At 38.0% G+C, this 20,956-nt stretch carries 20 protein-coding genes; 14 read left to right on the forward strand and 6 right to left on the reverse strand.

Annotated features, from left to right (window positions below; translation table 11 throughout):
- Nucleotides 1-3 precede the first annotated feature (3 nt).
- Entirely contained in the window at nucleotides 4-315 is a 312-nt protein-coding gene (locus AAC073_RS12145) for a hypothetical protein (RefSeq protein ID WP_339924105.1), read from the reverse strand.
- Between the two features lie 134 nt (nucleotides 316-449).
- Nucleotides 450-641 (reverse strand): hypothetical protein, encoded by a 192-nt coding sequence (locus AAC073_RS12150; protein ID WP_020892637.1) that lies wholly within the window; start codon nucleotides 639-641, stop codon nucleotides 450-452.
- Between the two features lie 139 nt (nucleotides 642-780).
- Between AAC073_RS12150 and AAC073_RS12155 the strand changes: the two genes are divergently transcribed.
- The 5 genes from AAC073_RS12155 (at nucleotide 781) to AAC073_RS12175 (ending at nucleotide 6,454) form a co-directional block, all read left to right on the forward strand.
- Nucleotides 781-2,226 carry a BatD family protein gene (locus tag AAC073_RS12155; protein ID WP_339924106.1) on the forward strand — a complete coding sequence of 482 codons (1,446 nt, stop codon included), beginning with the start codon at nucleotides 781-783 and terminating at the stop codon, nucleotides 2,224-2,226.
- A 3-nt stretch (nucleotides 2,227-2,229) separates the two neighbouring features.
- On the forward strand, nucleotides 2,230-3,306 hold the full coding sequence (gene aroC / locus AAC073_RS12160; RefSeq protein ID WP_339924107.1) for a chorismate synthase: 1,077 nt from the start codon (nucleotides 2,230-2,232) through the stop codon (nucleotides 3,304-3,306).
- Nucleotides 3,307-3,327: 21 nt separating this feature from the next.
- Entirely contained in the window at nucleotides 3,328-4,653 is a 1,326-nt protein-coding gene (locus AAC073_RS12165; protein WP_339924108.1) for a dicarboxylate/amino acid:cation symporter, read from the forward strand.
- A gap of 101 nt (nucleotides 4,654-4,754) precedes the next feature.
- Nucleotides 4,755-5,336, forward strand: coding sequence for a NifU family protein (locus tag AAC073_RS12170; RefSeq protein WP_339924109.1), 582 nt, complete (start codon nucleotides 4,755-4,757; stop codon nucleotides 5,334-5,336).
- A gap of 26 nt (nucleotides 5,337-5,362) precedes the next feature.
- Nucleotides 5,363-6,454, forward strand: coding sequence for a DUF3810 domain-containing protein (locus tag AAC073_RS12175; RefSeq protein WP_339924110.1), 1,092 nt, complete (start codon nucleotides 5,363-5,365; stop codon nucleotides 6,452-6,454).
- A 35-nt stretch (nucleotides 6,455-6,489) separates the two neighbouring features.
- Here the strand turns inward: AAC073_RS12175 and AAC073_RS12180 are convergent, their stop codons facing one another.
- From AAC073_RS12180 to ade, 3 genes are all read right to left on the reverse strand, one after another.
- The gene (locus AAC073_RS12180) at nucleotides 6,490-7,695 is read right to left on the reverse strand and encodes a HAMP domain-containing sensor histidine kinase (protein WP_339924111.1); all 1,206 of its coding nucleotides are present in this window, start codon (nucleotides 7,693-7,695) and stop codon (nucleotides 6,490-6,492) included.
- Nucleotides 7,696-8,328: 633 nt separating this feature from the next.
- Complete coding sequence (locus AAC073_RS12185) at nucleotides 8,329-9,648, reverse strand: ATP-binding protein (RefSeq protein WP_339924112.1); 1,320 nt, start codon at nucleotides 9,646-9,648, stop codon at nucleotides 8,329-8,331.
- A gap of 34 nt (nucleotides 9,649-9,682) precedes the next feature.
- Nucleotides 9,683-11,317, reverse strand: a complete 1,635-nt coding sequence (ade, locus tag AAC073_RS12190; RefSeq protein ID WP_339924113.1) for an adenine deaminase — start codon at nucleotides 11,315-11,317, stop codon at nucleotides 9,683-9,685.
- 159 nt (nucleotides 11,318-11,476) lie between these two features.
- Between ade and cmk the strand changes: the two genes are divergently transcribed.
- From cmk to rffA, 9 genes are all read left to right on the forward strand, one after another.
- Nucleotides 11,477-12,154: a (d)CMP kinase gene (gene cmk / locus AAC073_RS12195; protein WP_339924114.1), complete on the forward strand. Its 678-nt coding sequence runs from the start codon at nucleotides 11,477-11,479 to the stop codon at nucleotides 12,152-12,154.
- 4 nt (nucleotides 12,155-12,158) lie between these two features.
- Nucleotides 12,159-13,061: a 4-hydroxy-3-methylbut-2-enyl diphosphate reductase gene (locus AAC073_RS12200; RefSeq protein WP_339924115.1), complete on the forward strand. Its 903-nt coding sequence runs from the start codon at nucleotides 12,159-12,161 to the stop codon at nucleotides 13,059-13,061.
- A gap of 131 nt (nucleotides 13,062-13,192) precedes the next feature.
- A complete protein-coding gene (locus AAC073_RS12205; protein ID WP_339924116.1) occupies nucleotides 13,193-14,554 on the forward strand; it encodes a Na(+)-translocating NADH-quinone reductase subunit A in 1,362 nt (453 codons plus the stop codon).
- Between the two features lie 3 nt (nucleotides 14,555-14,557).
- Nucleotides 14,558-15,760 carry an NADH:ubiquinone reductase (Na(+)-transporting) subunit B gene (locus AAC073_RS12210; RefSeq protein WP_339924117.1) on the forward strand — a complete coding sequence of 401 codons (1,203 nt, stop codon included), beginning with the start codon at nucleotides 14,558-14,560 and terminating at the stop codon, nucleotides 15,758-15,760.
- Nucleotides 15,747-16,514 (forward strand): NADH:ubiquinone reductase (Na(+)-transporting) subunit C, encoded by a 768-nt coding sequence (gene nqrC / locus AAC073_RS12215; protein ID WP_339924118.1) that lies wholly within the window; start codon nucleotides 15,747-15,749, stop codon nucleotides 16,512-16,514. Before AAC073_RS12210 ends, nqrC begins: the two co-directional genes overlap by 14 nt.
- 28 nt (nucleotides 16,515-16,542) lie before the next feature.
- A complete protein-coding gene (locus tag AAC073_RS12220) occupies nucleotides 16,543-17,226 on the forward strand; it encodes an NADH:ubiquinone reductase (Na(+)-transporting) subunit D (protein ID WP_339924119.1) in 684 nt (227 codons plus the stop codon).
- 13 nt (nucleotides 17,227-17,239) lie between these two features.
- The gene (nqrE, locus tag AAC073_RS12225; protein WP_339924120.1) at nucleotides 17,240-17,851 is read left to right on the forward strand and encodes an NADH:ubiquinone reductase (Na(+)-transporting) subunit E; all 612 of its coding nucleotides are present in this window, start codon (nucleotides 17,240-17,242) and stop codon (nucleotides 17,849-17,851) included.
- 104 nt (nucleotides 17,852-17,955) lie between these two features.
- Nucleotides 17,956-18,576, forward strand: coding sequence for a DUF502 domain-containing protein (locus AAC073_RS12230; RefSeq protein ID WP_339924121.1), 621 nt, complete (start codon nucleotides 17,956-17,958; stop codon nucleotides 18,574-18,576).
- Between the two features lies 1 nt (nucleotide 18,577).
- Complete coding sequence (gene rffA, locus AAC073_RS12235; RefSeq protein WP_339924122.1) at nucleotides 18,578-19,714, forward strand: dTDP-4-amino-4,6-dideoxygalactose transaminase; 1,137 nt, start codon at nucleotides 18,578-18,580, stop codon at nucleotides 19,712-19,714.
- Nucleotides 19,715-19,914: 200 nt separating this feature from the next.
- Here rffA and AAC073_RS12240 read toward each other — a convergent pair whose 3' ends face one another.
- On the reverse strand, nucleotides 19,915-20,949 hold the full coding sequence (locus AAC073_RS12240; RefSeq protein WP_339924123.1) for a PAS domain S-box protein: 1,035 nt from the start codon (nucleotides 20,947-20,949) through the stop codon (nucleotides 19,915-19,917).
- Nucleotides 20,950-20,956: the final 7 nt, after the last annotated feature.

Raw genomic sequence — 20,956 nt, forward strand, 5'->3', positions numbered from 1 at the left:
AAATTACTTGAGCATTTCATTAAGGGCATTTACCAAAGATTTGACACCTTGCTTAAAATGAGCGATGGAATCATCCAAAAAAGGTTTAGCTGTACTTGATTTACTCTGGTATTTTTCCTCAAATTTGGATTTCTTTTCATGGAATTCTTTTTCCAGCTTTTCTTTGTTTTTATGAAGGTCTTTGATTTTCTTTTCTATCTCTTCACTTGCCTCACCTGTAGCTTTGTTGCCTTTTTGGATTAAGGTTTCAATTTTGCTACCAACTTCCTGAAGCATTTTTTCAATTTCATCAAATCCCGAGCTCTTTTTTTCCATTGCTTAACAAAGTTTAACTTTTTAAAAGTAAGTAAAATAATGCATAAAACACTGATAAAAAAGTATTGTGTACTTGAACGACCCTCTCATTTATAAAAAAAGCCCCAATTTCCAGTGGGGCTAAAGTTGTTGGACTAACCTGCCAATAAAATGAAGTATTTATTCAGTATTGGCTCATATACTTTTGAAAAAGTGCCGTAACACCACTTTCTGAATTCTTCCAGCTCTCCAGGAACTAGCATATTCAGACCTTTTCTTAACTCTTTCTCGAAGAGTTTGCCGTCAAAACTTACCTTTAATAAAATAGTCTTAACATATTCCATCATGGTTCGAGATATTTTAAATTGGGTTTTGGATTAAAAAGATTGTTTTAAATACTACTAACGGTTTTGGATTAGATTTGTTACGTATAAAATATACTTGTTTATTTGCAGTTATTAAATTACGAAAACACAATCGTTTTATATGTCTTTAACGAAAAAGCTTCTTCTTTTTGTATGCCTGCTGGGTCTTTTTTCACTGACTGTTCATGCTCAGGAGGTCATCATAGAATTGGGCGAAAATGAGGTCGCACTTAATGAAACATTCACAATAAAGGTAATCGTGTCTGGTGATAAAATCAGATCCTACGACCAATTGCCAGAAATTCCTGGATTTCAGAAGCAAGGTATATCTCAAAGCTCTTCGATGAACATCGTCAATGGGCAGATGAGTAGTACAAACAGTGTCATTCAGTATTACAAACCTTTGAGAAAAGGACAGTTTTCCCTTCCAGCCTTTAAAATAGATATAAATGGCATTTCAGCTTCCTCTTCGGGAACCTCTATTACAGTTGTAGATGCGCGCTCAAATGCTCAAAGCAACCGTGCCCTTGATCCTTTTGACGATCTTTTTGGTAGGACCAACCCAGATCAACCGGAGTATGTAGAGGTCGAAGACGATGCTTTTTTCTCACTTACTGTTAGCAAAGATGAGGTTTATGTGGGAGAAGGTTTCAGTGTAAGTTTTGCATTTTATATGTCTGAAAGCAATCAGGCACCATTTAATTTCCATGAACCCGGCAAGCAACTTGAAAGGATTATCAATGAAATCAAACCAGGGAATGCATGGGAAGAAAACTTTAATATCACCAGTATCCAACCTGAGCGGGTAGAATTTGGAGGCAAAAAATGGACAAAATACAAAGTTTATGAAGCCAATTTTTACCCCTTCAATGCTGGCACGGTAGATTTCCCTTCAGTAGGATGGGAAATGATAAAATACAAAGTAGCAAAAAACCCTAGCTTCTTTGGCAGCAATAGATTACAGGATTTTAAAACCTTCTATTCCCAGCCAAAGGCAATAAAGGTGAAAGACCTCCCTCCTCACCCACTTAAAAATGAAGTCAGTGTAGGAAATTACAGGCTTAGAGAGAATTTTAGCGATTTGGAAGTCAAAACCGGAGAAGGCTTCACCTATGATTTTATCATTACTGGAGAAGGCAATATTAGTTCAATACGTCCTCCAAAGGTTAACAAAGGTCAGAAGCTGAACACATTTGATCCCAATGAGCAAGTTCAAATCAATAGAGGTAGAGGCAAGGTTACTGGCATGAAGGAATTTAGCTACTTCATAACATTGAACGAAGCTGAAGAAGTGCCTTTAAAAGACCATTTTGAATGGATTTACTTTAATCCAGCATTGGCAGAATACGACACCCTCCTCCCCCAAGCCATAGTGAGGGTCACTGGGGAGAGTAGAATAAACCAAGCCATTTCTTCTTCAAGGCTTGGTGGATTATATGACCTAATAGAAGTAGAAGACAATAAACTTTTAAACCAAGGATATAAGTCTTATTTTTCCAGCCTGATAAATATTTTGCTATTGCTGGCATTGATATTATTGGCTTATTTGATAGTTAAGAAAAAATAATTCATGCGTAATACATTCGGAAACTTATTCACAATTACAACCTTCGGAGAATCCCACGGAAGAGGACTCGGAGTGATCATAGATGGCTGCCCGGCAGGTGTTAAAATCGATGAGGATTTTATCAGGTTGGAATTGCAGCGGAGAAAACCAGGCCAATCCAAAATAACTACCCAAAGAAAAGAGGAAGACGATTTTGAAATTCTATCGGGGGTCTTTGAGGGGCAGAGTACAGGTACTCCAATTGCCATGGTCATCTATAATACAGACCAAAAAAGCAAAGACTATTCTCATATTGCAGAAAAATTCAGGCCCTCACACGCAGACTACACCTACCACGAGAAGTTTGGAGTAAGGGATTACAGAGGGGGTGGAAGAAGTAGTGCCAGAGAAACCGCAGCCAGAGTAGCATCAGGAGCGGTAGCCAAGTTATTCCTTGCTCATTATGGGGTTGAAATCAACGCCTACGTTAGTCAGGCTGGGGCGGTACGTCTTGACAAACCTTACCAGGAATTGGACTTAAGTCTGACCGAATCAAATATCGTAAGGTGTCCAGACCAGGAGACTGCGGATAAAATGATTCAAGTGATCGACCAAACCAGAAAGGAAAAAGACACCATAGGTGGCGTTGTAAGTTGTGTAGCCAAAGGCGTTCCTGTTGGTTTAGGCGAGCCTGTTTTTGATAGGCTCCATGCTGTACTAGGGCATGCCATGCTAAGCATAAATGCTGTGAAAGGATTTGAGTTTGGAAGCGGTTTTGAAGGAGTGACCATGAAAGGTTCTGAGCACAATGATGCTTTTTATAAAGAAGGCGACAGGGTAAGAACCCGAACCAATCATTCCGGAGGAATTCAGGGAGGCATTTCAAACGGTGAAGACATTTATTTTAAAGTAGCCTTCAAACCTGTGGCAACGATCATGCAGGACCAAGAAAGTGTGGATACCAAAGGAGATGCCGCAACTGTTTCAGGAAAAGGGCGACATGATCCTTGTGTAGTTCCTAGAGCTGTGCCTATTGTGGAAGCCATGTGTGCGTTGGTTTTAGCAGATTACCTGCTACTAAACCGATCCAGCAAGATTTAAATTTCGCTAGCTTCAATTTTTATGAAAAGAAATATACCACTTCACACCCGTATCATTATAGGACTGGTTTTGGGCCTGGCCGTAGGGCTTGGGGTTGTAAAATTTGGACTTTCACCAGACTTTATCGATGACTTCGTCAAACCCATAGGGACCGTTTTTATCACTGCCCTTAAAATGATCGCAGTGCCACTGGTTTTGGCCTCATTGATAGTTGGTGTTTCTAATTTGGGAGACATTACTAAACTGAGTCGAATTGGTGGAAAGACCATATTGATTTACATTTTCACCACTGCCCTTTCGGTATCGGTTGGCTTAATTTTGGTAAATATCTTTAGTCCGGGAAAAAGCCTGCCTTCTGAAACCAGAGAGAAGTTGATGGAATTGTACGATGAAACAGCAGGTAGCAAATCTTTAGAAGCGGAACAAATTAAGGAGCAAAGTCCTTTGAAACCTTTGGTAGACATGGTGCCTGAAAACATTTTCCAGGCGGCTGCAGCAAATGAAATGATGTTACAGGTGGTGTTTTTTGCCATCATTATGGGCATTGCCTTGATTCGGATTCCTAAAGCCAAATCGGCTCCAGTCATTGCTTTCTTCGAAGGCATTAATGATGTGATCATCGAAATCGTAGGATTTATTATGATTCTAGCCCCTTATGGGGTTTTTGCCTTGATGGCTTCCCTTATTGTTGACATAACAGGAGACAACCCTGATTCCGCCATTGAATTGTTATTGGCCCTATTGAAATACAGCCTAGTTGTGATTGGAGGCTTATTACTAATGGTTGTTTTCTTTTATCCTATGATCCTGAAAGTCTTCACAAAGGTCAAATACCTGGATTTCTTTAAAGCACTTCGGCCCGCGCAATTGCTGGCTTTTACGACAAGTTCAAGCTCAGCCACCTTGCCTGTTACGATGAAGCAAGTAGAGGAAGAAATAGGCGTCTCAGAGGAGATCAGTAGTTTTGTTCTTCCCTTAGGAGCCACTATTAATATGGATGGTACAAGTTTGTACCAAGGAGTAGCAGCCGTATTTATTGCACAGGCCATGGGTTTTGACCTTAGTATAAGTCAGCAACTAATGATTGTCATGACGGCTACCCTAGCATCTATTGGTACCGCTGGTGTACCGGGGGCGGGTATTATTATGCTCATCATTGTCTTGGAGTCTATAGGAGTGCCTTCTGCAGGAATTGCGCTAATACTGGCACCTGATAGAATTTTGGACATGTTCAGAACAATCGTGAATGTAACTGGAGACGCAATGGTCTGCACAGTGGTCGCCTCTACAGAGGGTGAATTGCCCGAAGGCTTAATCAGAAAATCGAATCCCCTAACAAATACCTGATATATATTCCTTGGTGAATTCACAAGTGAACGAACCAAGATGTAGTCGCTTTCGTTCTAGATTAATAAAGGAAAGAATTTAAGAATTATAATTATAAAATAATGCTAGAAGCACAAAAAAGACCTGTACACTTGTACATGGAAGCGAACCCAAATCCAAATTCTCTAAAATTTGTGGCCAATTTTATGTTGGCAGATGATGGTGTCAGTTTCGATTTTCCTGATGAGGAAAGTGCGACTAACTCTCCTCTTGCATTAGAGTTATTTAATTTCGCCGCTGTTGAACGGGTTTTCATCGCCTCCAATTTTGTGACTGTTACAAAGAAAGCAGATATTCCTTGGGAAGACATTCAGCTTCATATCAAATCTCAAATTAAAAACTACCTAGAAACAGGTAAGCAAGCAATAACTACTGCATTTGAAAGCGATCCCCTTTTTGACGAAAACGACAGTGAGGTAGTCAAGAAAATTAAAGGCATTTTAGACGAGTACATTCGTCCAGCTGTGGAACAGGATGGTGGTGCAATTGTATTCCATAGCTTTCAAGAAGGTATAGTAAAAGTATTATTACAAGGCTCTTGCTCTGGATGCCCTTCAAGCACCGTTACGCTGAAAGCGGGTATTGAAAATCTATTAACCAGAATGTTACCTGAAGTTAAAAGTGTTGAAGCAGAAGGAGTTTAACCTTTGTTAGCACTTTAATGTAGGTTATGGGTTTTAGCAGGTGGGCAGGTGGTTACTTGGGATTGTTTGCAGTTGTATTGAGATTATCTGCAGCAGCGTATCCCCAGCTGACAGAAAAATGGTATTCGGCAAGCGTTTACCCGATCATCAGAGGACTACTTGACCACACTTTAGTCCTTTTGCCCTTCCCTGCATTTTACCTCTTGTTGTTAAGCTTGCTGTTTCTTGGTTACCGTTTGATAAAAACCCTGAAACAACTTAAAAACAGGAATGGTAAACTATTATTTTTCCCAAGAGTTCTGATTAATTTTTTGGGCTGGGTGATCTTTCTATTCCTAATGCTTTGGGGGTATAATTATTACCGAATTCCGCTTTATCAACACCTGAATTTAAATCCTGAACCTTTATCCTTATCGCTATTGGTTGAAGAAATGGAGGCAACCCAAAATCAACTTGTTTTGATAAGGAATGAAATGCAAGCGGACACTTTTTCGTTACCCAATGCACCCTCCTTTTCGTTTCAAATTTCGCATGTAAGAAGTGATATGAAGGCATTTTTAAAAGAATGGAATCACAGTTGGAAAGGCAGTCCGGTAGTAAAGCAATTTCGGCCGGAAGGTACGCTCCGAAAACTTGGGATATTCGGTATTTATTTTCCTTTTACAGGTGAGGGGTACCTTGATCCTAGTCTTCATCCTTTAGAAAAAAGCTTTACCATGGCCCATGAATTGGCCCATGGTTTTGGTATCACGAATGAAGGGGAGGCAAACTTTATGGCTTGGCTGATCTGCTCAGAAAGCGAACAATCATTTATTCGTTATGCTGCTACATTGAAATTGTTTCGCTACCAACTTAATGACCTATACAGAATGGATGAAGAAGGTTACCTCCTTTTGGTTAAAAACATCCCGGAGATAATTAAAAGAGACATAAGAGAAATTCAAGAGAGCAATAAAGCAATTAGGCCCTATTCGGTTGAACTTAGCAGAAAATCCAATGACTTGTACTTGAAAACCCAAGGAGTTAAGGAAGGGGTTAAGAGTTATGCCCAACTGCCAATGCTCGTTCATGCATGGAAAGCTAAAACAAATAAATGGACAAGTGACTGCCAATATTAAGAAGGGGGTTGGTAAATCTTACTTAAATAAAAAAATCACACAAGGGAGGGTTTATTAATACCTGTAGGAATAACCAGTTTAAAACTAGAACCAACACCTTCTGTGCTTTTCACATTTAATTGCCCATTGAGTTTGTGAGCACTTTGAAAACACAGGTGGAGGCCCATGCCTGTTCCTTTTTCTTGATCTGTTCCATAAGTAGATTTAATATCTTGCTCGAAAATATTTTTCAATCTATCCGGGGATATTCCAATACCATTGTCTGATATTTCAAGAACTAACTGCTCTTCACTACTATTGATATTTACAGTAACCAATCCCCCTGTAGGTGTAAATTTGATAGCGTTCTGAACAAGGTTTCTAAAAATTAGCAGCAACCTGTCGGTTTCTATATAAACCATTGGGTTTTCAAGGTAATTGACCTGAAGTTGAATGCGCTTTTGTTTGGAGATTACTTTCAATATTTCCACAGTATCCTCAAAAAGCGCTTTTACCTGCATCTTTTTCTCTCGCCCAGCTACATTTTTAATTTCAAAAGAAGACCACTCCAAAATATTTTCCATCATTTGGTAGGTTCTGTTGGTCGTTTTCAATAATTCTTCCCGAAGGAATTTGGCCTCTTCTTCTGTCAAGTCCCCTGAATTTATAAGTTCTAATGTCTGAATAATCGATTGAAGTGGGTTCTTCAGATCATGTGATATGATGGTGATTATTCTGTCTTTTTTATCACTCGTTTGTTTTAAGCTTCTATTTAATTTTATTAATTCTAATTTTTGTCGCTTAACGCGATTTTTTTGCACTTCATAAAACCGTTTTAAACTAGCTGCTACTAGCGAAATTCCGATAATACATGCGGTATAAGTTAGGGATTGATCTGTAAAAATTTCTTCATTGTTTCCATAATTAAGTGGTATCCAATTCTCATGATACAAGCCTATATAGTAGAGCACTGTAAAAAAAACGACATTCAGCACTGTCCAAAATAAATAATACTTACTTTTTACAATGCTTAGTATTATTAAATGGATGAGTAAAAAAACGTAAAAGGTTGGTCCATTAATTCCATCATTATGCACAAAATTATACGCTAGAAGAGGGTATATGGTCAGACTTGCTGTATAAAATGCCGTTTTATAGGCTTTTTTCACCCTTAGTAAATACAAATAGCCAGCAATGATAATAGAGATAAATACACAAAATCCGAACAATAAATAGTTGCCTATATAAATGTTCAATGACATTAAAAAAAGGTTAAAGAAAAAAACAATTATCAAAGTGGCATTAAAAATTTGCACTTCCATGGATGGATTCCCTTCCCAATAGAACAAACTATTACTTAGTCTTATAATTCTAACCCAAAAACTCACTTTCAAAATCTGCTATTATTTAAAACAGTATTACTTATTAAAACCTATGGAAATGCAAAACACGCCCATAAAACAACCCTCTATAGGTTATTGAGACTGAAAAATATCATTTATTGCCGCAAAACTTAAAGATGCAGGAGCGATAAAGCAATATAACCCCGCGCCAGATTTAATCTATCAAATACAATATAATCTTTAGTTATCGAAAAACCATCCGAAAGGCACATTTTTTCCTTCTTATGGTAAACTAGATAGCAAAGGATTTAAGCTTTGATGGAAACAGAAAGGTGGCCAGTCCGGTTGCAATTATGGAGAACAGGCTTTCAGAATTTATGTCAGGAATAGTATCGTTTATTTCATCAAATGGACAGGGCGGAAATTTTAAAAGAAGCCTGAAATATATTCCTTTAACCCCAATAAAATTACCTGTGAAAAATTATCACACCTAATTCTATTAAGAAAATGTAAACATAATTGCTAAATCATTAAAATAAATTTCAAGAAGATTTACCTATTAATTCCTGTCGGAATTATGAGCTTAAAGCTTGACCCAACTCCTTCTTTACTATTTACTTTTAATTCCCCATTTAATTTGTGGGCACTTTGAAAACACAAGTGAAGTCCCATACCTGTTCCTTTTTCTTGTTCGGTACCGTAAGTAGATTTTATATCTTGCTCAAAAATATGGGCAAGGCGGTCTTCCGAAATGCCAATTCCATTGTCTTTTATTTCGAGAATTAATTGGTCATTTAAACTATTCAGATCTATGGTAACCAGGCCACCTGAAGGAGTAAATTTGATCGCATTCTGAATAAGATTTCTAAAAATAAGTAACAAGCGATCCGTTTCCAGGTAAACCAAAGGGTTTTTATGGTATTTAACTTCTAGTTGAATATTTTTTTGTTTGGCTATAACTTTTAATATTTCAACTGTATCTTCTACAAGGTCTTTTACCAGCGTCTTTTTTTCTCTCCCAGCCATATTTTTGATTTCAAAAGATGACCATTCCAAAATGTTTTCCATCATCTGGTAAGTTCTATTAGTGGTTTTCAATAGTTCCTGCCGAAGAAATTTGATTTCTTCTTCTGAAAGTTCGCCCGAATCCATTAATTCTAAAGTTTGAATAATGGATTGAAGCGGGTTTTTAAGGTCATGTGAAATAATGGTGATAATCTTATCCTTTTGCGCACTGGTTTTTGTCAGGCTGCTATTAATATGGGTCAATTCAGTGGTTTTTTCTTTAACTTTTTTCTTTTCATCCCCATAAAATCGCTTGATACTATTTATCAAAATAGAAACACCAAGAAGGGAGACCAAATAGGTAAGCCCATGGTCAATAAAAATAGCTTCTTTGTTCTCATAACTTCTCGGTATCCACTCTTCATGATAAAGACCTATGTAAAAAAGCCCAATAAAAAAGAACATGTTTATTGAAGTCCAAATGTAATGAAACTTCAATTTTAAGATGCTAAGGATAATTAAATGGACCAGTAAAAACATGTAAAAATTAGGTCCATGAATGCCATCATTGTAAAAAAAAGCATAAGATAAAATGGGATAGCTCCCTATACTGGTGATGTAAAATGCCAATTTATAAGCATTTTTTACTCTTAATAAATAAAAACAAATTAACAGTAAAACTACGGCTACCGCACTTGACCAAACCAATGCTATATTACCTAAAAATAGGTTTGAAATAGAAAATACAATGCCTATAAAAAAAATAATTACCAAAAGGGCATTATAAATTTGAACTTCCATTGATGGATTACCATCCCAGTAGAACAAACGCTTACCTTGCCTTTTAATTTTTTCCCAGTACTCCACTTTCAAAATAAGTTAGTAAATAGATTCAATTATACTAAACAAAAACTTTTGTGAATGAAAATGTTTCGCCATCAAACAATCCTTTATCGCTTAATTTGATTTGAGGGATAACCAATAATGCCATAAAACTTAATGTCATATAGGGTGATTGTAGTGAACAACCTAATCCTTTAGCCACCTTATCAATCTCAATATAATCCCTTGCAATCGAAAAACCATCTGCATTACTCATTAATCCTCCGACAGGTAGTTTTAAGAGTCTGGCTTCTTCATTGCTTACTGCTGATAATCCCCCTTTGCTTTCTATAATAAGATTTGCAGCCTTTGCCATAAGCGCATCGTCCGTGCCAACAATTATGATATTGTGAGAGTCATGGGCTACAGAGGAACCAATGGCCCCATTTTTAAGACCAAAATTTTGCACCAATGCCACAGCTGGCTTTAAATGGGGCTGGTACCTATTTATAACAGCAATTTTGAGAATATCATTCTCAAAATCAGTAGAAACTTTACCATTAATTGAAGGGACATCGACAAAAACACTTGTTGTTATCAATTGTGAGTCATGTGCCTGTATCACCTTTGCCTTACCGCCCTCATGGATAAGTTCAAAATCAACAGCGGTCACATAGGAGGTATTAAAATTATTAATAGCTGGATATTTTACTGACAATAATTTTGTCTTTCCTTCCTTGGCTACCAATTCTCCAGAGATATACGTTTCAAATACCTTGAAATTTATCAAATCATCTACTATTATAAAATCCGCAGCATCATTTACCTTAAGCACACCTACATCTAACCCATAATGGAGTACTGGGTTTATACAGCAGGCCTGAAGCACATGGAAAAGGTCTTTTCCTTTGTTTATTGCCCTAGCAGCCAGTTCATTGATATGTCCTTCAAGTAGACTGTCTGGATGTTTATCATCAGAGCAAAACATAATTTGACTAGGAAAATCATCTATCAGGTCTATTAAGGCTTCAAAATTCTTGGCAGCACTTCCCTCTCGAATCACTATTTTCATTCCATGATTGACCTTATTCCGTGCTTCTTCCAATGAGACACATTCATGATCAGTAGAAATCCCTGCATTAATGTATTCAACCGCCTGCTCACCTCTCAATCCAGGAGCATGGCCATCAACTGGTTTGTTGTATTTTTTTGCCCATTCAATCTTTTTCTTTACCTCCTCGTTCCCTGCGAGCACACCTGGCCAGTTCATCATTTCTGCCAGGTATAGGATTTCCTTCCTTCGTAAGAGTTTTTCCGTTTCTGAACTGTCAATCACTGCACCTGCGGTTTCAAATTCAGTAGCAGGAACACAAGAGGGAGCGCCAAAGAAAAATTTAAATGGTGTTTGATTTCCATTGTCAATCATGTATTCCACCCCTTCAAGGCCACAAACGTTGGCTATTTCATGTGGGTCAGAAACAGTAGCAACCGTCCCATGAATACAAGCCAACCTTGCGAATTCCGAAGGAATAAGCAAGGAGGATTCTATATGAACATGTGCATCAATAAAGCCTGGAAGAATAAACTTATTAGGTGCCTCACTTACTTCTAAAACGCTCCTAATTTTACCTTGTGAAATCTGAATTTCTACTGGAAAAATTTTCCGATTTATAATATTTACGAATTTTCCCCTAACCTTAAAAGTAGTTGACATCAATATGAAAAGTTAAAATAGCAATTACACATTCAAGACAACAAGATCCCTAAAGGGAATAAAAAACCAATTCAAATAAAGCTTCCTGCCAAGAATAGTCATAAATATACTATATTTGCAACTGAAAAGGAAAGCAGTAAGCAATTTCATTTTTCTTTGATGAAAAAAATTATCATTGCCATCGATGGGTATTCTGGATGCGGAAAAAGTACTACAGCCAAAGCTGTAGCAAAGGGCTTGCAATATACCTATTTGGATTCTGGCGCTATGTACCGGGCAGTGACCCTTTATTTTTTAAGGAATAACACAGATCTAGCAAATTCAAAAGAAATCATAAATAACCTTAGAGACATTAAAATCACCTTTCATTTCAATGAGGCCAAAGGAATACAGGAGATTTTCATGAATGGCGAAAATATAGAAGCTGAAATCAGAGGTATGACCGTAACTTCACATGTAAGCGAAGTAAGTACGATAGCAGCTGTTCGCGCTGCGATGGTGGACATTCAGCAGAGAATGGGAAATGATAAAGGGATAGTTATGGACGGCCGTGACATAGGCACAGTTGTTTTCCCTGAAGCAGAACTAAAGATTTTCATGACTGCTGACACTACTATCCGTGCTGAAAGGAGACAGAGAGAATTATTTGAAAGAGGAGAAAGAATAAGCTTAGACATCGTTAAGAAAAACTTGGAATCCAGGGATGCAATCGATTCAGGAAGAGCGGTAAGCCCATTGAAAAAAGCTTTAGACGCCATTGAAATCGACACCAGTTATCTTGAATTTAAAGACCAGGTTTCAAAAATAATTGAATTGGCAAAGGAGAGAATGAACTAAATTTATGGAAGTTACTATAGATAAAAATTCCGGTTATTGTTTTGGTGTAGAGTATGCCATTAAGATGGCTGAGGATGAGATGGAAAGTAGTTCTAAGCTATATTGCTTGGGTGACATCGTGCACAATGCAATGGAAGTCAATCGACTTAGTAGCAAAGGCCTAGTAGTGATCGACAGAGACCAATTGGAGGATTTGCATGATTGTAAGGTATTAATCAGGGCCCATGGTGAACCACCAGAAACTTATCGGACAGCTATAAAAAACAATATTGAGTTAATTGATGCTTCTTGCCCGGTGGTATTAAAGTTACAACACCGGGTAAAAAGTGCTTTTGATAAAATGGAAAATCAAAGCGGTCAAATTGTAATTTACGGCAAGAAGGGCCATGCTGAGGTTATAGGATTGACTGGGCAGACGCTTGAAAAGGCGATTGTTGTTATGGATGATGCCGATTTAGACCAAATTGACTTTTCCAGACCAGTGACCCTTTTCAGTCAAACCACCAAAAGCACAAAAGGCTTTTACGAGTTGAAGGCTAAAATTGAAGAAAAAATCAAAGCGGCTAAAGGCGTTTTAAAGGATATAGATTTTAATGCCAATGATTCTATCTGTAGACAAGTTTCTAACAGAGAGCCTCAATTACAAAAGTTTTCTGAAGACAATGATGTCATCGTTTTTGTAGCAGGGAAAAAGAGCTCAAATGGAAAAGCACTTTACCAAGTTTGCAAGGGAATAAACGACAGAAGTTTCTTCGTAGAAAATGAAACTGAAATAAATATCGAATGGCTGAACCCAGAAGATAAAATCGGTATTTGTGGTGCTACCTCCACACCGATGTGGTTAATGGACCAAGTAAAAGCGCATATTTTATCCCTTGATAAAAATAGTATTAAGGCAATCATTTGAGAAGCAAGCCTGCTAATTGGGTTTTATACATAAAAATAGGTAAATAATCGCCGAATTATCTTCTAATAACTAATGTAATTTATTAGATTTGAGGCGTTTTTCATAGGATCAAATAGTTTCAAAAAATAAATATGTCAAAACAAGTCAAGCTTAAAAAAGGGTTTGATATACGCCTGATTGGTAAAGCCGAAAAAAAAGTCGGTGATTACCAACCTGTCAAAACCTTTGCCATCAAGCCCACAGATTTCATCGGAATGCAAAGACCTAAGGTCCTTGTAAAAGAAGGTGATACGGTAAAGGCAGGCACTCCTATTTTAATTGATAAAAAACTGGAAAGGGTGATGTATGTTGCACCCGTTTCTGGAGAAATCGTTGAAATTAAACGAGGAGAAAAAAGAAAATTATTGGAAATAAAAATCCTAGCTGACGGCGAAATTAATTTTGAAAACTTTGAGAAATTCACTTCCTCAGAAATTAAGTCAGCAAGTAAGGAGACAATCACAGACAAACTTACTGCTTCAGGTGTCTGGCCTCAAATAATTCAAAGGCCATATGGAGTAGTTGCCAATCCTGATGATGCTCCACGTGCTATATTTATTTCAGGATTTGATTCACATCCTTTAGCCCCGGATTATAATTTCACCCTTAAAGGGCAAAGTAATTATTTTCAGGCAGGGATAGATGTCCTAAAAAAACTCACAAAAGGAAAGGTTTATTTGGGTTTGTCTTCAGATGAGAAATCTGCAGAACTAGCCTCCATTGAAGGAGTTGAAACCACAAACTTTTCTGGCCCACACCCATCAGGAAATGTAGGTGTGCAAATCCACCACGTTGCCCCCATCAATAAAGGAGAAATTCTTTGGACCATAAATCCTTATGGTGTTGTTCAAATTGGTAAACTTTTTATAAATGGAATATATGACGCTTCAAAATTAGTGGCCATCACTGGCTCTGAAGCCAAAAATCCATCCTACGCACAGACCTATATAGGCAGCTGTGTTGACAGCTATGTGGCAGGAAAAACCAAAACGAATAACCTCAGGGTTATTTCTGGAAATGTACTTACTGGAGAAAAAATTAACAAGGATGGCTACCTTGGCTTCTATCAACACCAACTGACGATAATCCCTGAGGGTGATTATTATGAATTCCTTGGTTGGATGAAGCCTACGAGTGATAAGCTAAGCTTTCACAAGGCGCTGGGTTTAATGTCTTTCCTTTTTCCAAAGAAAGAATATGCACTGGATTCCAATGTTAGAGGGGAACCTAGAGCATTTGTGCAAACAGGCGTTTTTGAAAAGGTAACACCGATGGATATATATCCTGTTTATCTTTTAAAAGCCATCATGGCTGAAGATTTTGATGAAATGGAAGAGCTCGGGATTTACGAAGTTGTAGAAGAGGATCTTGCATTGTGTGAATTTGTGGATGTTTCCAAGCACCCTGTTCAGCAGTTAATTAGAAAAGGTATAGAACTTATTCAATACAGTTAAAATATGAAGTTTTTACGAGATCTGTTGGATAAACAGAAACCCTTATTCCAAAAGGGAGGAAAATTGGAAGATCTTTATTACCTGTATGAAGCAGGGGAAACATTTATGTTTTCACCTAATCATACTACAGCTATTAAAGGTGCACAGGTAAAGGATGCGATCGATCTTAAAAGGATGATGATCACTGTGGTTATTGCCATGATTCCATGCTTGATATTTGGGATCTATAACACTGGCCACTTACACTATCTGGCAGTAGGTGAAGCAGGGACTTTCGGCGACAAATTTATTTTAGGCTTGACCCTTGTATTACCAATTGTATTGGTAGCGTACACTGCTGGAGGTATTGTTGAAGCAGTTTTTGCAGTGGTAAGAAAACACCCGATTAACGAAGGCTTCTTGGTTACAGGTATGTTAATTCCTCTAGTTGTACCAGCGACTACCCCATTATGGCAAGTTGCCTTGGCTACAGTCTTTGCAGTGGTTATTGCAAAGGAAGTTTTCGGAGGTACTGGTATGAATATTCTAAACGTAGCAATGACCGCCAGGGCATTTCTATATTTCGCCTACCCGGCACAGATTTCTGGTGATCAGGTTTGGACGTATTTAGGAGACAAAATGCCTGTTGATGGTTTTTCTGGCGCTACAGCACTAGCTGTAGCCTACCAGTCTGGACAAGACGGAGTGAATGCGGTAAGCAATTTGGCCAGCCATAATGCATCTTTGATGGACAATATGTTTGGTTTTCAAAATATGTTCATGGGATTCATTCCTGGTTCAATTGGTGAAACATCCACATTGATGGTACTAATTGGTGCCGCTATTCTTTTGTTTACAGGAGTAGCAAGTTGGAAAATCATTGTCAGTGGATTTGGCGGAGCTTATATTATGGCTGCTGTAATGCAACTATTGGCAGTGAATGAATTCATGGCCATGCCTGCACATTACCATTTGGTAATGGGAGGTATAGCATTCGGAATAGTATTTATGGCTACGGATCCAGTTTCTGCCGCTCAAACGGAATCGGGAAAATGGATTTATGGTTTACTTATAGGTGTTCTCACGATAATAATACGGGTAACGAACCCTGCATATCCTGAAGGCATTATGCTAGCGGTGTTATTTATGAATGTATTTGCACCGCTTATCGATTATTACGTAGTTAAAGCAAACAAGAAAAGGAGGTTACAACGTGCAACAGTCTAACGCTTATATCATTACATTTTCGGTCATTTTGACCGTAGTTTTAGGTTTATTATTGTCAGGCACATCTGAGATTTTAAAACCTATTCAAAAGAAAGCTGAAGAACTTGACACCAAAAAGCAGATTCTTGGTGCGGTAATACCTGCAGAAAGCATCGCTGAGATGAAGCCTGAAGAAGTTAATGAATTCTACGAAAGCAGAATATCTTCTGTAGTGGTAAACATTGAAGGTGAAGAAATCACTGAGCAGGATGGTGTAGAAATTACCGCGGAAACAGTAGATGTTGGTAAAAATTTCAAGAAAGAACCTGAAGAAAGACTATTCCCAGTTTTCATCTTCCTTGAAGAAGGAAGTGAAGATGCAGCTCTCGCTTATGTATTGCCAGTTTACGGCAATGGACTTTGGGATAAAATATGGGGATATGTTGCTTTGAAAACTGATATGGACACCATTGAAGGGGTAACTTTTTCACATGCAGGAGAAACGCCTGGTTTGGGCGCAAGAATTACCTCTTTGGATGTGCAGCAGCGTTACAAAGACAAAAGCATTTACAGTGAAGATGGGGAACTTGTATCCGTAAACATGCAAAAAGGTGAAGGCAAAGATTATTCCGGCGACCCTCACAAAATTGATGGCATGTCTGGTGCAACCATCACAGCCAATGGTGTCAATAATATGCTAAAAAACTACCTGAATTATTACCAGTCCTATATGGACAAAAAGAAAGAGGGTAGTTCAGAAGTGGCTATGAATTAATTGTGAAAAATTTCAACACAAAGAAATTATGAGTACAGAAACCGCTGATAAAGCAATAATAGAAAAGGATTCAGAAGCGATGTTCTCCAAAAGGAGAAAAAAGCTGATCACTGACCCTTTGGTAGATGATAACCCTATTACAATTCAAGTATTAGGTATATGTTCCGCCTTGGCGGTAACTACGCAGATGCAACCAACCTTGGTAATGGCCTTGTCGGTTATTTTTGTAATAGTAATGTCTAACCTGTCCATTTCTCTTTTGAGAAATAAAATACCGGGCAGGGTAAGGATCATTGTTCAACTGGCAGTAGTAGCAACATTGGTAACGCTGGTAAACGAAGTATTGAAAGCTTTTGCTTACGATATGTACAAAGAGCTTTCCGTTTTTGTCGGTCTGATTATTACCAACTGTATCGTAATGGGACGTCTGGAAGCTTTTGCTTTAGGTAACAAACCTTACGATTCTATTTTAGATGGATTTGGAAGTGCCTTGGGCTATTCCTGGATCATTCTTACAGTCGCCTTCTTTAGAGAGTTATGGGGTTCTGGTGCTGTTTTTGGTATCCCGGTTTTTGATTATGTCTCTGGATTGTTTGGAGAGGACTTCAATTTAGCTACCAATGGCCTTATGGTTTCGCCAGTTGGTGCTTTTATTATATTGGGATTATTGATTTGGGTCCAAAGATCCAAAACAGGATATGTAGAACATTAATAAATCAGGAACAATGGAATTATTTAGTTTAGCAATTAGGTCAATTTTTATTGACAATATGGTATTTGCCTACTTCCTGGGTATGTGTTCTTTTTTGGCTGTTTCCAAAAAAGTAAGTACGGCCTTGGGTCTGGGTGCTGCCGTAATATTCGTATTGACGATAACTGTCCCTCTCAATTGGTTATTGAATGAATTTGTTTTGAAGGAAGGGGCTTTGTCATTTCTTGGTGAATCTTTCGCCGCCATAGACCTTACCTTTCTACGATTTATCATGTTTATTGCCATCATTGCAGCGATGGTTCAATTGGTAGAAATGGTAGTTGAAAAATTTGCTCCTGCTCTGTATGGTGCCTTGGGTATTTTTCTTCCTCTTATCGCAGTAAACTGTGCCATATTAGGAGGGTCACTTTTCATGGCTCAAAGAGATTATACGCTTGCCGAGGCAACCGTCTATGGATTTGGTTCAGGAACTGGATTTTTCCTTGCAATAATAGCTTTAGCAGCTATCAGAGAAAAATTGAAGTACTCCAATGTTCCGAATGGGCTTAAAGGACTTGGCATTACCATGCTCATTACAGGGCTCATGGGGATCGCATTTATGTCTTTTATGGGTATTGATTTATAATAATAGGTTAATATCCAATTAAAATAATTTATGAAACCCTGTTCTCTTTATAGTGAGCAGGGTTTTTTGGCTTTTAGAATAAATTAACGCTAACCCAATCTGAGATGTCAAGCTTCACTTCCAAACGACTTTTAGGGTACTTCCTTAGGGGCCTTTTATTTGTAGTACCCTTCTTTTTGACGGCCTATATTATTATTCTTACCGTCCAGTTTTTAGATAATATTATTCCCGTCAATATTCCAGGTCTTGGGATATTGGTCATGCTCGTTTTTATCACACTCGTCGGTTACTTGACCAGCATATTTATCACTAAATCAATTTTTGAAGAGCTAGAAAAGCTGGTATTCAAAATACCTTTGGTCAACATTCTATACACAAGTATCAAGGATCTTATGTCTGCATTTGTAGGCGATAAGAAGAAATTCAACACACCTATTGTTGTAAAACTTTCGGACAATATGTCTAGACTAGGCTTTATGACACAAGACGATTTAAAAGTGATCGGGCAGGAAGAATTAGTGGCCGTCTACTTCCCTCACTCCTACAATTTCAGTGGCAACTTGTACTTGGTTCCCAGAAAAAACGTAGAGAAATTATACAATGTCAACAGTACAGAAGTCATGAAATTCATTGTTTCTGGAGGTGTGTCTGACTTGCACTATTATAAAAACCCAAAAGCACATAAAGTGGAAGGAATGCCTATCACGCCTAAAGACAATCTATAGTATGCTCCCCATTCCTTTTAACAGTCCTTTTTCGACAGGGAATGAATGGCAGTACATCCAGGATGCATGTAAAGAGGGCAAATTGGCTGCTGATGGGAAATACACTCAAAAGTGCCAACAATTTTTTGAAAAGAGATATGGCTTTGGGAAAGCCTATCTGACGCACTCTTGTACCCAGGCCTTAGAAATGGCGGCCTTGTTAATGGATCTTAAGCCGGGAGACGAAGTAATCCTACCCAGTTATACTTATGTAAGTACAGCCAATGCTTTTGCGCTTAGAGGGTGTAAAATTGTATTTGTCGATAGCAGGCCAGATTACCCTGGCATGAATGAAATACAGCTAGAGCCATTGATAAATGACAAAACAAAGGCCATAGTAGCCGTCCATTATGGAGGGATAGCTTGCAACATGGACTGGCTCACTGAAATCACTAAGAAGCACAATTTATTTTTGATTGAGGATGCCGCTGCTGCTATTGACAGTTACTATATTGGAGCAGATAAAAAGCCAAAACCATTGGGTTCGTTTGGTCACTTCGCCACCTTTTCTTTCCACGAAACCAAAAATATCAGCTGTGGGGAGGGAGGTTTGCTGGTCGTTAATCATGATAACTTTATAGAAAAGGCAGATGAAGTGTGGAACAGAGGCACCAACAAAAAAGCATTTATTAGCGGTCAAAGAAAAAAATACGAGTGGGTAGGCCTTGGCAGTGCTTTTGCCCCTTCTGAAATTACTGCCGCTTGGTTGTGGGCACAACTAGAAGAAATGGATTCTATTCAAAAATCAAGGGCTAAAATCTGGAATTGGCACCAAAGCAATTTACCCTATCTTTTGGCTCATTTTGATTTAGACTGGATGAATATCCCGGTTCATTCCATTCAAAATTTTCATTTGTTTTATGGGTTGGCAAAAAGTTTAAAACAGAGAGACAAGTTATTAAAACACCTTAAGCAGAAAGGCATTTTAGCCGTATTTCATTACCAAAGCCTTCACGCTAGTCCTTACATCTTGTCTCTTATAGGTCAAGGTCAGAGGCAACATTTAATACAGGCAGATAAATACAGTGAAAGGTTAATTAGGTTTCCGCTTTATGCTGGTCTGGACACTGAAATTTTAAAAAGCCTGATGACTTCCTAGGAATTGAACCGCTTTTCGAAGCATTTCAATAAAGATAATCCAGCATAGAGGTAAGGCCAGATTTTTGATTCATTTGTTACCATTATTTCATGGATAACTATTTTTATAGAGAGTTCAACACAATAGTATTACGGGAAAACCAGGCCAATTGAAGATTGAGGTTTCATTGAAAGACGGATGGGTTAAAAGTCTTTCTCCTTCTAGGAACTTTGATCGTATTTTTCTTTCTTTTTAGCCTCTAGGCTTACCTTGTCCGTTTTCTTCACAATATCCCTAATAATATCATCTAACTCTTCTGCAGAATCCATTATCATTTTACGGTAGTTTACCTTCCCAAAATCTTCTTCAAGGGTCTCTTCAGCCATTACTAAACTCATCAAACGCGCCAAGGGGGCCCTTACAACATGGGATTGCATCCAGGCAATTTCCTGCAACCGCTTATTTTGGTCTTCTATGGCCTTGATGTACTGCATCCGTTCTGTGATATCATTTGCAAGCACAACCTCTGCTTTTACACCTTCATGATCAATCTGGCTACTTTTAATCTCCACGGTAATAATTTCCCCATTCTTCTTTTGGTGGGTGAAAATTCTAGGGCCATTGTTGACTTTTCCAGACCTTATACTGCTGATCATTCTTTTTAGCCTGGGTACTTCAAGTTCTGGCCGGATCTGGGTGAGGTCCATTTGTAAAAATTCTTCTTTGCTATAACCATAGTGATCGATGGCGGCCTTATTGACATCCATAAACGCTAAAGTCGATAGGTTATAAAGATACATCGGCTGAGGGCTGAGATGAAATAACTCTTTGTATTTCAATTCCGAATGTTTCAATTGTTTTGAAATCCTACTTCTCCCAATGCTGTATATAATACTTTTGTAAAGGGAAGTAGGTGATAATTCATCTTTCAATAGGTAATCTGATACCCCTAAAGAAAGTGATTTCATGCCAAACTCAATGTTTGAATAGCCTGTAAGGACTACGATACTGGTGTCTCCTGCAAGTTCTTTAATTTCTAAAATCAGTGCTTCGCCTTGCAAATCTGGCAATGTCAAATCTAATATTATACCATCAAAATGAAGGTTCCCATCAGTTAATTTTTCTTGGGCTTCTCCAAAAGTATTTGTGACAGTAAGCTTCAAATTGAGAATTTTTTCATGCAGGTATTCTTCAATTAGAAACACATCCCCCAAATTATCCTCAACCAATAATAAATGATACCCTTCCTGATCCATCGTCAAA

Origin of the sequence: uncultured Cyclobacterium sp. (assembly GCF_963977555.1) — a bacterium.
Classification (GTDB): domain Bacteria; phylum Bacteroidota; class Bacteroidia; order Cytophagales; family Cyclobacteriaceae; genus Cyclobacterium.